The sequence below is a fragment of the Eoetvoesiella caeni genome (genome assembly GCF_003315175.1).
Taxonomy (GTDB): domain Bacteria; phylum Pseudomonadota; class Gammaproteobacteria; order Burkholderiales; family Burkholderiaceae_B; genus Eoetvoesia; species Eoetvoesia caeni.
Genome location: NZ_QNRQ01000002.1, coordinates 270,379 through 283,516, shown reverse-complemented (window position 1 = coordinate 283,516; position 13,138 = coordinate 270,379). Strand labels below are relative to the sequence as shown.

10 protein-coding genes are annotated in these 13,138 nt (G+C 59.7%); 7 read left to right on the top strand and 3 right to left on the bottom strand.

Annotated elements, in window-relative coordinates; all coding sequences use genetic code 11:
* Positions 1–135 precede the first annotated feature (135 nt).
* The 4 genes from DFR37_RS04905 (at position 136) to dsbD (ending at position 4,442) form a co-directional block, all read left to right on the top strand.
* On the top strand, positions 136–1,128 hold the full coding sequence (locus tag DFR37_RS04905) for a DNA-directed RNA polymerase subunit alpha (RefSeq protein WP_113932114.1): 993 nt from the start codon (positions 136–138) through the stop codon (positions 1,126–1,128).
* Between the two features lie 141 nt (positions 1,129–1,269).
* Positions 1,270–1,656, top strand: a complete 387-nt coding sequence (gene rplQ / locus DFR37_RS04900; protein WP_113932113.1) for a 50S ribosomal protein L17 — start codon at positions 1,270–1,272, stop codon at positions 1,654–1,656.
* Between the two features lie 438 nt (positions 1,657–2,094).
* Positions 2,095–2,421: a divalent-cation tolerance protein CutA gene (cutA, locus tag DFR37_RS04895; protein ID WP_113932112.1), complete on the top strand. Its 327-nt coding sequence runs from the start codon at positions 2,095–2,097 to the stop codon at positions 2,419–2,421.
* A gap of 92 nt (positions 2,422–2,513) precedes the next feature.
* A complete protein-coding gene (dsbD, locus tag DFR37_RS04890; RefSeq protein WP_113932421.1) occupies positions 2,514–4,442 on the top strand; it encodes a protein-disulfide reductase DsbD in 1,929 nt (642 codons plus the stop codon).
* 72 nt (positions 4,443–4,514) lie between these two features.
* Here dsbD and hemB read toward each other — a convergent pair whose 3' ends face one another.
* A complete protein-coding gene (gene hemB / locus DFR37_RS04885; RefSeq protein ID WP_113932111.1) occupies positions 4,515–5,531 on the bottom strand; it encodes a porphobilinogen synthase in 1,017 nt (338 codons plus the stop codon).
* Positions 5,528–6,151, bottom strand: a complete 624-nt coding sequence (yihA, locus tag DFR37_RS04880) for a ribosome biogenesis GTP-binding protein YihA/YsxC (RefSeq protein ID WP_113932110.1) — start codon at positions 6,149–6,151, stop codon at positions 5,528–5,530. The genes hemB and yihA overlap by 4 nt, the downstream gene beginning before the upstream one ends.
* A gap of 235 nt (positions 6,152–6,386) precedes the next feature.
* Between yihA and DFR37_RS04875 the strand changes: the two genes are divergently transcribed.
* From DFR37_RS04875 to ccsB, 3 genes are all read left to right on the top strand, one after another.
* Positions 6,387–7,088: a c-type cytochrome gene (locus tag DFR37_RS04875; RefSeq protein ID WP_170139834.1), complete on the top strand. Its 702-nt coding sequence runs from the start codon at positions 6,387–6,389 to the stop codon at positions 7,086–7,088.
* A 155-nt stretch (positions 7,089–7,243) separates the two neighbouring features.
* Positions 7,244–9,214, top strand: coding sequence for a cytochrome c biogenesis protein ResB (locus DFR37_RS04870; RefSeq protein ID WP_113932419.1), 1,971 nt, complete (start codon positions 7,244–7,246; stop codon positions 9,212–9,214).
* Positions 9,215–9,225: 11 nt separating this feature from the next.
* Positions 9,226–10,578: a c-type cytochrome biogenesis protein CcsB gene (ccsB, locus tag DFR37_RS04865; RefSeq protein WP_113932109.1), complete on the top strand. Its 1,353-nt coding sequence runs from the start codon at positions 9,226–9,228 to the stop codon at positions 10,576–10,578.
* A gap of 299 nt (positions 10,579–10,877) precedes the next feature.
* Here the strand turns inward: ccsB and DFR37_RS04860 are convergent, their stop codons facing one another.
* Complete coding sequence (locus tag DFR37_RS04860) at positions 10,878–13,061, bottom strand: GGDEF domain-containing phosphodiesterase (RefSeq protein WP_113932108.1); 2,184 nt, start codon at positions 13,059–13,061, stop codon at positions 10,878–10,880.
* Positions 13,062–13,138: the final 77 nt, after the last annotated feature.

The window sequence follows — 13,138 nt, the reverse complement described above, 5'->3', positions numbered from 1 at the left end:
CAGCAAAGTCGCACAGCCCACGTTTACCGCTTTTGGCGTAAACGTGGGCTGTTGTGGTCCATTCTCCGGCATCAGCCCGGATTGTCCGTCAGCCTTATCGGTGTAACGAGCCGAGGGTATTGAAAAGGAACATACATGTCGTCTCAAGGTTTTTTGAAACCCCGTTCTATTGAAGTCGAACCCGTCAGCAAAAATCACGCACGTGTCGTGATGGAGCCTTTCGAGCGTGGCTTTGGCCACACCCTGGGCAATGCGCTGCGCCGCATTTTGCTTTCGTCGATGACCGGCTACGCGCCCACTGAAGTCCAGATGACTGGCGTGGTGCACGAGTACTCCACCATTGCCGGCGTGCGCGAAGATGTAGTTGACGTTCTCATGAACCTCAAGGGCGTGGTTTTCAAGCTGCATAACCGCGAAGAAGTCACTCTGGTGCTGCGCAAGCAAGGCCAGGGCGTTGTGCTGGCCAGCGATATCGAGCTGCCGCACGATGTCGAGATCATCAATCCCGACCACGTCATTGCCAATCTTACCGATGCGGGCAAGCTTGAAATGCATATCAAGGTAGAGGAGGGTCGCGGCTATGTGCCCGGCAACGTGCGCGCCTTGACCGACGATCGCGCCCATACCATTGGCCGTATTGTTCTGGATGCTTCGTTCAGCCCCGTGCGCCGCGTCAGCTATGCCGTGCAAAGCGCCCGTGTGGAACAGCGCACTGACCTGGACAAGCTGATCCTCGACATCGAAACCAACGGCGTGATTTCGCCCGAAGAGGCGGTTCGCCAGTCGGCCCGCATTCTGATGGACCAGATCTCTGTCTTTGCCGCACTTGAAGGCGCCGGCGAAGCCTACGACGGCAGTGTTCCCGCCCGTGCCCAACAGCAAATCGACCCCGTGCTTTTGCGTCCGGTCGACGACCTGGAACTTACGGTGCGCTCGGCCAACTGCCTCAAGGCCGAAAACATCTATTACATCGGCGATTTTATCCAGCGCACCGAAAACGAGTTGCTCAAGACTCCGAACCTCGGCCGCAAGTCGCTTAACGAAATCAAGGAAGTCCTTGCCGCACGTGGTCTGACTTTGGGCATGAAGCTCGAAAACTGGCCGCCTGTTGGTTTAGAGCGTCCGTAATGTATGCGAAGCTTTGGCCGTTGTGCTAAAGTTTCGTTCTTTTTTCATCCGGCCCGCAGCGCAAGCTGATAGAAGAGCCGGTTAACCGATGGCTAGGCGGGTCCGCTCGATTAGCCGTTATCAAGATTCAAAGGATATATCATGCGTCACCGTAGTGGTCTGCGTAAACTAAACCGCACCAGCAGTCATCGTCTTGCCATGTTCCGCAACATGGCCGTGTCGTTGATTACTCACGAAGCCATCAAAACCACGTTGCCCAAAGCCAAAGAGTTGCGCCGCGTCATCGAGCCCCTCATCACCTTGGGCAAAGAAGACACGCTGGCCAACAAGCGCCTGGCATTTGCCCGTCTGCGCGATCGTGAAGCCGTGCTCAAGCTGTTCGCCGAAATCGGCCCGCGCTACAAAGAGCGCAACGGCGGCTACACCCGTGTCCTGAAAATGGGCTTTCGCCAGGGCGACAACGCCCCCATGGCCTTCATGGAACTGGTCGACCGCCCCGAAGTAGAAGAAGCCGACAGCGCTGAATAATCAGCCGGCGGTAGCAGCAAAAGAGAAACGCGCTTCGGCGCGTTTTTTATTCTGGAGCCGCCGCTGACCAAATATAATGGGTCTGCTCTTTTGGGGGGGGGGGGGCAGCTTGTTATTGATTGGCTTTTGGGTTCTTTAACTGCGGTTTTAGCTCGCCGAATTTTGCTCAGGTCGCTGCGGCCCCGGCTGCGCCGTGGCTTCCCGCGCCGATCGCTGTTTTCGGGCGCTCGCGAAACTCCCGCGAACGAACACCCCCCGGGTGTTCGTAAACGTCGCGGTCAAACAGCCGCTCGCTTGAATCCCGAAAACAGCGTCCGGCGCGGCTTGCTCCAACTTCACAAAATTCGGCGAGCTAAAACCGCCTTGCAGCGGTGTGGTGTGGGGCCTTTCCTCTCGAGCCGGTAAAATAGCCCTGCTTTCAATCTTTCAGGCGGTGTGATGGCGCACAATGTCGTAGTGGTATTAAGCAATGCACCCGACGCGTTACTGGCTAAACGCATTGCGCATGTGCTTGTCGAAGAAGGATTGGCCGCCTGCGTGAACTTAGGTGCGCCGAGCTTGTCCATGTACATGTGGGAAGGACAGCTCGAAGGGTCTGAAGAAATCCCCCTGGCAATGAAAACCACGCAGGATCGTGTGCAGGCGCTGACCGAACGCTTGGTGCAACTGCACCCATACAGCGTGCCTGAAGTCCTGGTGGTGCCGGTTATAGGCGGATTGCAAAGCTACCTGGACTGGGTTCGCGCGCAAACCGCGCCGCAATAGGCGGTGCAGTGGCCGTCAATATATAAAGGAAAGTAGTAATGTCAGATTTGGCCGCTGGTGGCGTGGGCACGCAATCGGCAAGAACACGATTCATGCAATTCGATCCTGTCTCAGCGTTTTGGTCGCGTTTGATTCGGGTGCTGCTTGTTGCCGTCTTGTTGGCGATTGCGTTGCTGCAGGCGGGAACTGCAAAGGCTGAAGACGAGTTCCTGGATCCCAAAGTCGCCTTCGTGTTTTCGGCCGCGATGGCAGCACCCGACCGGGTCGACATCCATTTCAAGATCGCCCCCGGCTATTACATGTATCGCGAGCGGTTCGAGTTTGCATTGGCGCCGGACAGTTCCAAGCTGGGGCAGCCGGTGTACCCGCGCGGTACGGTCAAGCACGACCCCACATTCGGGAAGGACATGGAGGTCTATCACCAGCAGGTCACGGTGTCGGTACCGCTGGCGGCCGGTGCGGCGCTGCCGCAGACGCTTTCCATCACCGGCCAGGGTTGTGCCGACGCCGGCTTGTGCTACCCGCCCATGACGACGCAGGTCAAGTTGACTCCGGCGCCGCAGGGCTACCAGTTAAGCGGTCAGGGCGTGGTGGCCAGCGTGCCGGTGCCAAGAGATGAGTCGGCGCAGCAGGCGGTTGCGAGTCCCGCCCAGCCCCAGGGTGTGTTGGCAATGGACGATATGGGCCTGGCTTCCTTTTTTGCGGATGCCGGCTGGCTGCAGGTGGTGGGGCTATGCCTGCTCTTGGGAGTGCTGCTCACTTTTACGCCCTGCGTGCTGCCCATGGCTCCTATCGTGCTGGCCGTGGTGGCGGGCGACGCGCGCCAGCGCAGCGTCGCCTCGCGCGGCCGTGGGCTTGCACTGGCCGCGGTGTATGTGCTGGGCGTGTCGGTGGTGTACACGGTGCTGGGCGTTGTCGCAGGGCTGGCAGGCGCCAGTCTTGCCGCATGGTTGCAGACGCCCTTGGTGCTGAGCATCTTTGCGGTGCTGCTGGCCTTGCTGGCCTTGTCCATGTTCGATGTCTTCACCTTGCAGGCACCAGTGGGCGTGCAATCCGCGCTGAACGACAAAATGGCCAGGATTCCAGGCGGCCGGTTTGGCGGCGCCTTCCTGATGGGCATGCTGTCGGCACTGATTGTGGGGCCATGCGTGGCCGCGCCGCTGGCCGGTGTGCTGCTGTTTATTTCGCAAACCGGCGATGTGGTTCTTGGCGGCAGTGCCTTGTTCGCCATGGCCTGGGGCCAAGGTCTGCTGCTCTTGATACTGGGAGCCAGTTCCGGTGCCTTGCTGCCCAAGGCGGGACCGTGGATGGAAGGCGTCAAGCGCGTGTTCGGCATGTTGCTGCTGGCAACGGCATGGTGGATGGTCAGTCCCATATTGCCCGCCGCGGTGACCATAATCGGCTGGGCTTTGCTGGCTTTGTGCGCCGCGGTGCTGATGGGCGCCTTCGGTTCCTGGGCGCAAGTGCAGAGCCAGGCATCGTCGGCCCGGCAATTGGCCATGGCCGTTTGGCGCACATTGGGCTTGATGCTGGCGCTGGCGGCGGCGCTGCAGGTTATTGGCCTTGCCGCGGGCGGGCGCGATGTCTTGCGTCCTTTGGCGCCCTTTGCTTCATCCGGACTGGTTGCCGGCGCAAGCGCGGTGCCAGCGGGTAAAACGCAGTTTACGCAGGTGCGCTCGGTTCAGGAACTGGACGCCTTGCTGGCCTCGGCCACCAGGCCGGTGATGCTGGATTTCTATGCCGACTGGTGCGTATCCTGCATTGAGATGGAGCGCTTCACCTTCAGCGACCCCGCGGTTGCCGCCCAGATGGCGCAGATGACCCTGGTGCAGGCCGATGTAACGAAGAATACGCCCGAGGACCAGGCGCTGCTGAAGCGATTCAAGCTATTTGGGCCGCCCGGCATCATGTTCTTTGATTCCAATGGCCGGCAGTTGGAGAACCGCCGGGTAATCGGCTTCAAGAACGCACGCGATTTCGGAGCGGTGCTGCAGCAGGTGCTGGCTGGGCCGCCGGCTTGATTCCACTGCCCGAATAAGCCAAAACCGGCAAGGCGCCGGTTTCGATAGCCCAGGCCAAGTCGGGTTTTGGCTTTAGCCTTGCTCTTTCAGCAGCTTGGCGGCCGCAACGGCAAAGTATGTCAGGATACCGTCCGCTCCGGCACGCTTGAAGGCCAGCAAGGACTCCATCATGACCTTGTCGTGGTCCAGCCAGCCATTGGCCGCCGCCGCTTTGATCATGGCGTATTCGCCGCTGACTTGATAGGCGTAGGTTGGCATTCCGAACGCGCTCTTTACGTCGCGCAAAATATCCAGGTAAGGCATGCCAGGTTTCACCATGACCATGTCCGCGCCTTCGCGGATGTCGGCGGCGACTTCGCGCAGGGCTTCGTTGCGATTGGCCGGATCCATTTGGTAGGTGAATTTGTTCGATTTGCCCAAATTGACAGCCGAGCCCACCGCATCGCGAAAAGGTCCGTAAAAGGCGCTGGCGTATTTTGCCGAATAAGCCATGATGCGGGTGTATATATGCCGCTCGGCTTCAAGCGCGCTGCGCACGGCGCCGATGCGCCCGTCCATCATGTCGCTGGGCGCGACGATGTCCACGCCGGCCTGGGCCTGCACCAGCGCCTGGCGTACAAGAACCTCGACGGTCGGTTCATTCAGTACGTAGCCTTCGCTGTCGAGCACGCCGTCCTGGCCGTGGCTGGTGTAGGGGTCCAGCGCCACATCGGTCAGTACGCCCAGTTCGGGAAAGCGCTGCTTGAGCGCGGCGACAACGCGGGGAATCAAGCCTTCAGGGTTAGCGGCTTCGTTGCCGTCGGGCGTTTTCAGGCTGGCGTCGATGACCGGAAACAAGGCCAGTACTGGAATATTCAGGGCCACGCACTCTTCGGCCGCGACAAGCAGGGTGTCGAGCGAGTAGCGCACGACGCCGGGCATGGACGGCACAGGCTCTTGGATTCCCGTTCCTTCCATGACGAATACCGGGTAGATCAGGTCGTTGGCGGTCAGTACGTTCTCGCGCACCAGGCGGCGCGAGAAGTTGTCGCGCCGGTTGCGGCGGGGCCGGGAAGCCGGGAAATCGGCATTAACGATAAATGAAGTCATGGAACTACCTTTGGAGAAATCCAGTTTTCAATATGGGCGGCTGCATCTTCGATACCGATGCGCTGCGTAGCGGAAAAGGGAATGGCGTTCAGCGCCCCGATTTCGGCCAGTTCTTTTCTAACTGCGAATACCGCTTTGGTGCGCTGGCCATAGGGCAGCTTGTCGGCCTTGGTAAGCAGGACCAGAACGGGGATTTGCGTGGGCGCAAGCCAGTTCGCAAGGCGCCGGTCCAGGTCGGTGACGCCGCGCCGGATGTCGATAAGCAGCACGACGCCGGCCAGCGACTCGCGGCTGCGCAGATAGCCGCCCAGCACCTCGGCCCATTCTTCGCGGGCCTCTTTGGCTATGGCCGCATAGCCGTAGCCGGGCAGGTCGACCAGATAGCCCAGCGCCGCTTGCGGGTCCAGGGGGTCTGGTATGCCGAACATATTGATAAGCCGGGTACGGCCTGGCGTTTTGCTGGAAAACGCCAGGCGCCGCTGGTTGGTCAGTACGTTGATGGCCGACGACTTGCCGCAGTTGGAACGGCCGACGAAGCAAACCTCGGCCGTCGTGGGCGGCGGCAACTGGTCGAGCCTGGCGGCGGAGGTGGTAAAGGAGGCGCGATGCAGAATGGACAAGGGATATACCTGGTGGGGTTGGAGCGATGAAAGGACACCTGGCCGGTAAAGTGCGGTTCGAACTGTCCTTGTTTATACGCTATTGTATAATTAGGGGTTTGAAACTGTTGCTGCTTTTTATTTGCGTCGTTGTCCAACGAAAAAACAACGGAAAAGCGCAACGAAAAGCATGTGTTGGAGGCATTCCTGGCTTGCCGGAGCCCCACATTAAGAATAACGATCGGTCGAGGTCTTCATGAAGCGTGTGCTTTCCAGTATTTTAGTTGCCAGCGGCGTGCTGCTGGGTTCCACCTTGGCTAGCGCCAGCTATGCGGCCGACGCCGCAGCGGCGAAACCCGATGCAAAGAAAGGCGAACAGCTTTTTGCCAATGGCGATGCGGCGCGCGGCATTCTGGCCTGTGCCAGTTGCCATGGCGCGGCGGGCAACAGCACTATCCCCGCCAACCCGAATCTGGCGGCGCAGCCTCATGAATACCTGGCCAAGCAATTGCACGATTTCCGCTCCGCCGACGGCACCGCTGTTCCGGCGCGCCGCGGTGCCGGCGGAGCCAACACGGTAATGACCGCGTTTGCGGCGGCGCTTACCCCCGAAGACATCCAGAACGTTGCCTTGTACTTGTCGCATCAAAAACTTGACAGCGAAAAGGCCGCTACGGCCAGCAACGAAGCAACCATGCTACGCGGCCAGAAGATCTGGCGCGGCGGCATCGCCGAGCGCAATGTGCCCGCCTGTGCTGCCTGCCATTCGGCCAATGGCGCGGGCCTGCCTGGCGAGTTCCCCCGCTTGTCCGGCCAGTTCCCAGCCTATATCGCCGAGCAATTGAAGCTGTTCCGCAGCGGCGAGCGGGCCAACAACGCCATGATGCACGACATCGCCGACCGCATGAGCGACTCCGACATCGCCGCGGTTGCCGATTACGCAGCGGGCTTGCGGTAATAAAAAAAATAGTGCGCGGGCACGCCCTGCGCTAATGCGGTAAAGCAAAGGGGGGAGCCGAATGCGGTACCCCCTTTTTTTTTGCGAATGAAATTGTGAACCAAACTTCTGTTCTTCGTCGTGCCGGCTCCGATCTCTTCGAGCTGCTCGGCTCGATGCGTTTTGCGGTCAGTCTGCTCATGTTTATTTGCGTGGCCAGTCTGATAGGTACGGTGTTGCCGCAGAACCAGGCCTCCAATACCTACGTGGACCAGTTCGGGCCGTTCTGGTTTGCCTTGTTCGACAAGTTCAACATTTGGCATATTTATAACAGTTGGTGGTTTTTGCTGATCATGGCATTTCTGGTCGCCTCGACCAGTATTTGCGTATTGCGCAATGCACCGAAAATGATGCGCGATGCGCGCTCGTTTCGTGAATATGTCCGCGGCAGCAGCCTGCGCGCCTTTCACCATCGGGTTGAAGTCGTCAGCCCGCTGGCCCCTGAAGCCGCTGTTGAGCGCATTAAGGGCTGGCTGGGCGGGCAGGGCTATAAATGGAAGCTGCGTGTTGACGGCGAAGGCATGTTGCTGGCGGCGAAAAAAGGCAGCGCCAATCGCCTGGGTTACATTTTCGCCCATACCGCGATTGTGATTATCTGCGTCGGCGGCCTGCTCGACAGCGAATTGCTGGTGCGCGCCCAGGTATGGCTGGGCGGCAAACAGCCCATTACCCAGAACATGCTTATTGCCGATGTGCCCGAGTCGGGCCGGCTGCCGGCGGCCAACCCCAGCTTTCGTGCCAATATGCTGATTCCCGACGGCAGCCAAAGCGCCAGTGCCATCGTCAGCGTCGACGACGGCGTGCTGGTTCAGCCCCTGCCGTTTTCCATCAAGCTGAATAAATTCGACATTCAATACTATTCAACCGGCATGCCCAGCAGCTTCAAGAGCGATGTCGACGTCACCGACCATGAGACCGGCAAAACGTTCAGCCAGGTTATCGAAGTCAACGAGCCTTTGCGCTATAAAGGCGTAACGGTATATCAGTCCAGCTTCGACGATGGCGGCAGCAAGCTGCAACTGCTGGCTTATCCCCTGGCGGGCTCTGCTGAAAAGACGTTTGAAGTCGATGGGGTGGTCGGGCAGCCTGCCAAGATTCCCCAGTTGGCCGATGCCTCGAATGTACAGATCGACCTGACCGGCTTGCGGGTGATCAACGTCGAGAACCTGGACGGCGGGCAAGAGCCCCAGGCCAAAGATGTATTCGAACATGTCGCCTCGGTCACCGGCAGCGCGGCCGGTGCCAAGAACGAGCATCTGCGCAATGTCGGTCCCAGCGTGCAGTATCGCATCGTGGGCCGCGACGGCCAGGCGCATGAATTCACCAATTACATGCTGCCCATGACGTTGGACGGCGCCCAGGTGTTCCTGGCTGGCGTGCGCCAGTCCGCATCTGAACCCTACCGCTATATACGCATCCCGGCCGATGCCAATCATTCGGTGGCCGAATTCATGAGCCTGCGCGCGGCGCTGAATGACCCGTCCTTGCGGGCGCAGGCGGCTGCGCGCTTTGCGCAGGCCAATGCCAACGACGAGGGGCAGCGTCCTTTGCTGCAGAAAGCAGCTGAAGGCGCCCTCGAGTCCTTTGCGGCCGGCGGCTTTAATGCCATCGTTTCCAAGGTGCCGGCAGCCGAGCGCGAGAGAGTGCTGGGGTTTGCCGTGCCCATGATCCAATTGTCGCTGGCCGAGCTGCGCGATATCGACCGCGCCCGGCACGGCTGGGCGCCGTTGAACGAAGCCGGGGCGGATGCCGGCCGCTGGACCCAACTGGCGCTGCTGGCCCTGGCCAACCTGCCCGACTACCCCGCACCGGTGTTCTTGTCCCTCAAGAACTTCCAGCAAGTGCAGGCCAGCGTGTTCCAGGTAGCGCGCAGCCCGGGCAAGAACTCGGTGTATCTGGGCTGTATATTTTTGGTAATAGGCGTATTCTCGATGTTCTACATACGCGATCGCCGGGTCTGGGTCTGGATCCGGCCAACGGCGCAGGGCAGCGAAATGCTGGCCGCCATGACATCACAACGGCGCACCTTGGATTTCAATCACGAATTCGAGCGCTTTAAAGACGCTTTCAAGCGTCTGTCTACGTAACGAGGTTTAGCATGTCCGACACTACATTGAAGTCTCCGGCATGGCAGGGTGCCATGGTCTCAAGCGGCGATGCGCGTGGCCATCGCGGCCGTCCTGACTGGACGGACATCGGGTTCTTTTTGATTCTGGCCGCGGGAGCCGGCTATGCGCTGTCGGTTTTTGGCAGCAGCATGGACTATTACGAAAAAGTAATCCTCTGCGGCGCTGTTGCCGGCTTCAGCTGGATGGCATGGCTGTGGCGTCCTTTGCGCACCCTGATGGTGCTTAGCGGCCTGAGCGCCCTGTTCGCCATTTGGCTATACAGCAACGGAGGCGGGTTGGGACAGGGCGATATTACGCGCGCTGAAAGCGTATTTTTCCTTAAGTACCTGTTTTCCTCCCAGTCGGCCATCCTGTGGATGTGCGCTTTGTTTGCCTTGGCCACTGTGTGCTATTGGGTCGGGTTCGTCAGCAAGACGGCGGCCTGGCTGGGCACGGCCCTGACCTGGGGCGCGGTATACGCGGGGGTTACCGGACTGCTGGTGCGCTGGCGCGAAGGCCATTTGCTGGGCCCGGACATCGGTCATATTCCGGTCAGCAATCTGTATGAAGTCTTCGTGCTGTTTTCCCTGATCACCGCGCTGTTCTATTTGTATTACGAGCGGCGTTACGCCACCCGCGCGCTGGGCGGTTTTGTGCTGATGGTGGTTACATCGGCCGTTATCTTTTTGCTTTGGTATTCGTTCACGCGCGACGCATTTCAAATTCAACCCTTGGTGCCGGCCCTGAAAAGCTGGTGGATGAAAATCCACGTGCCGGCCAACTTCATCGGCTACGGTACCTTTTCGCTGGCGGCCATGGTGGGCTTTGCCTATCTGATCAAAGAGCATGGCGAAACCCGGTCCTGGGGCCGCCTGGTTCCGCTGTTTGTGCTGGGCGCGGTGCTGTGCGCCGAGCCATTTATTTTCGGCTCGCGCGAAGTGTCCATGACCTGGATGCTGTACTTTGGCGTGGGGGCGATTGTCGTGGGCGCCATTCTGGCGTTTCGTGGCCCCATTTCGCGCAAGCTGCCTTCGCTGGAAATTCTCGACGACATCATGTACCGGGCCATTGCCGTCGGCTTTGCCTTTTTCACGGTGGCAACCATTCTGGGCGCCTTGTGGGCAGCCGATGCCTGGGGCACGTATTGGCAGTGGGACCCCAAGGAAACCTGGGCGCTGATCGTATGGCTTAATTACGCAGCCTGGCTGCACATGCGCCTGATGAAAGGCCTGCGCGGCCCCATGGCAGCCTATTGGGCCCTGGGCGGGCTGCTGGTAACCAGCTTCGCCTTCCTGGGCGTAAACATGTTCCTCTCCGGCCTTCATTCATACGGAGAACTGTAAAAGGGCAGCAAGCCGCAATAGCGGCGCAGCGTGGGGGCATTCTTTTGCCGCCGGGCCGCCCCAAGGCAAAAGGCGCCCCCTCGGGGGGCAGCAAGCCGCGTTAGCGGCGCAGCGTGGGGGCATTCTTTTGCCGCCGGGCCGCCCCAAGGCAAAAGGCGCCCCCTCGGGGGGCAGCAAGCCGCGTTAGCGGCGCAGCGTGGGGGCATTCTTTTGCCGCCGGGCCGCCCCAAGGCAAAAGGCGCCCCCTCGGGGGGCAGCAAGCCGCAATAGCGGCGCAGCGTGGGGGCATTCTTTGCCGTCTACTTTCCTCCCGCCAGGTGTTCAAGTACGAACGCCTTGGTGGCCGCATCTTCGATGAAGTCGGCGCTGCAACGAGACTGCGTCAAGGCTTCGGGCGATTGCGGATAGGCGATGGTATGGCCCTGTACATAATCGACGCCGAGTTTGGCCAGCGTTTCCAGTGTGGTGCTGTCCTCGACCCATTCGGCGATGCTTTTCATGCCAAGATTGCGCGCCAAAGCTACGATCGCTTCCACGATGGCGATATCCGCCGGCCCCGCCATCATGCTTTGTATGAACGACCCGTCTATCTTCAGCATGTCCGCCGGCAGCCGCTTCAGGTAGGAAAACGAGGTGTATCCCGCACCGAAATCGTCCAGCGCCACGCGCACCCCCAGGCTGTGCAGCTGCGCAATGAATTCCTGGATATTGTCCATATCTTTGAGCGCAATGCTTTCGGTGATTTCTATGCACAGCAAGCGCGCGACGTGCCGGTATCTGCGCAGCAGCTGGAAGAAATCATTGATGAACACCGGGTCGTTCAGCGACATGCCGTTCAGGTTCATGCAAACAAACCGGGTGTTGGCCAGGTTGGCTTGATGCTGGTGCAGCCATTCCAGCGAAGTCTGGACTATCCATCTGTCCAGCAAGGTGACGACACCGACCTCTTCCGCGGCGGCGATGACCGTGCTGGTCGGAATCAGCTTGCCGCTGGCGTCGCGCATGCGCAGCAAAATTTCGAAATCGAAGGCATGGAGCGGATCGCGCAGCGACAAAATGGGCTGCATGGCCAGGAATATGTTTTGGGGTGAAAATCCCGAACTGAATTCGCGCAGCAGCTGCAGTTCCTGGCTTTGTTCGTCCAGAGCCTGGTCTGCGTACTCGTGCACGGCAATTTGGTTGGGTTTGCCGCGCCGCGCCATGCGGCAGGCGCGCGCCGCCGCCAGAATGGCATCGCCCGAGGCCAGTTGCGGGTTGGCAATCTCGACCAGTCCCATGGACGTTTTTAACTGCAAGGCGCGCGAACCAATATGGAACGGCGGCGTCTGCAGGTCTTCCATATTGGAGTGCGCAAGGCTGTGCGCCTCGTTGATCGAGGTGTTGCGCAGCAGTAGTACCAGCTCTGAACCCCCAATACGCCCAAGGTAGTGATTGCCGCCAAGCTTGGCGTTGATACGCGCGCAAGCCTGTTTCAGGACATCGTCGCCCGCTGTATATCCGTAGATATCGTTGATGGTTTTAAGCGAAGCCAGGTCTACATAGCAAAGTGCGAAAGGCTCGCCGCGTCTTAAGGCATTCAGGGCGGCCTGGGTGTGTTTCTCGATGCCGCGCTGGTTCAGTGTGTCGGTCAGAGGGTCTCGCTCGGACAGAGTGACCAGCGCATTGATGGCCTTGGTGCGGGCGGCGCGGTCGTTCTCTGTGATGACCAGCGCGATCAAGGCGCTGGAGATCGCGGTAGCCATGATGTGAATATAGGCGCTGCTGAAAAAGTTCAGGTCGAACACGGCGTCCAGGCTGTCGAGCACGCCTGCGCCGGCGGCTATGACGATGAGCATCGCCGCGCTGTACAGCAGTATGTCGCTGGAATAAGCCACGGTCAGAAGGTGGCCGATGATGACGATGGCTATCATGCTGCCGATCGTGGCCATCCACCACATCAGCTCGGTGAACTGCGCGTAATCCAGAAACGGAGCTGCCAGCAGCAGAACCAGTCCGGGCAGCATGCCCGCCCGAAGCAGCCAGGGCCGCTGCAAACGGACCAGGCTGTTATTGAACAGCTCGATGAACAGCGCGAAGGTCAGAAGATAATAAATGGCGCAGGTCAGCTTGCGTATAAGCAGCAACGATTCTGCGGGTAAGTCTTGCCCCAGCCATTGCAGGTCCCAGCCCATAGACAACGCCGTGATGCGCAGGTTGCCGATAAGCCAGCCGGCAAACAAAACATACAGCCACCTGCGGCTTATTGTGGCAAACAGCACCAGGGTAAGAGACAGGGTAAGGACGCCGCCTTCCAGCATATAGATTGCGTGGAACGACCCGGGGTCGCTGCGTGGCGCGGAGTTGCCCAGCAGGCCGACCACCGGTAAAACAAGAACCAGGACCGGTAAAACGAAAAACACGAATATGTGTACGCAGCGGCCAGGCAGCCGGATCAAAGCTCGTGCCACTGGCGAAGATAGCGCCGCCGCCCAGGGAGTCTTCATGACTTATCGTCGCCGCGTATAGGCCGCAGGTTGGACAAAGCAGAAGACATGTACGTTGACTGTCATGGATTAGAGCT

Bases quoted from the DNA above. Each gene is read 5' to 3' on its own strand.
- DFR37_RS04870 (WP_113932419.1), top strand. From the start codon at position 7,244: ATGCGTTTTGCGGTCAGTCTGCTCATGTTTATTTGCGTGGCCAGTCTG.
- dsbD (WP_113932421.1), top strand. From the start codon at position 2,514: ATGCAATTCGATCCTGTCTCAGCGTTTTGGTCGCGTTTGATTCGGGTG.
- DFR37_RS04860 (WP_113932108.1), bottom strand. From the start codon at position 13,061: ATGAAGACTCCCTGGGCGGCGGCGCTATCTTCGCCAGTGGCACGAGCT.
- DFR37_RS04875 (WP_170139834.1), top strand. From the start codon at position 6,387: ATGAAGCGTGTGCTTTCCAGTATTTTAGTTGCCAGCGGCGTGCTGCTG.
- cutA (WP_113932112.1), top strand. From the start codon at position 2,095: ATGGCGCACAATGTCGTAGTGGTATTAAGCAATGCACCCGACGCGTTA.
- DFR37_RS04905 (WP_113932114.1), top strand. From the start codon at position 136: ATGTCGTCTCAAGGTTTTTTGAAACCCCGTTCTATTGAAGTCGAACCC.
- hemB (WP_113932111.1), bottom strand. From the start codon at position 5,531: ATGACTTCATTTATCGTTAATGCCGATTTCCCGGCTTCCCGGCCCCGC.
- rplQ (WP_113932113.1), top strand. From the start codon at position 1,270: ATGCGTCACCGTAGTGGTCTGCGTAAACTAAACCGCACCAGCAGTCAT.
- ccsB (WP_113932109.1), top strand. From the start codon at position 9,226: ATGTCCGACACTACATTGAAGTCTCCGGCATGGCAGGGTGCCATGGTC.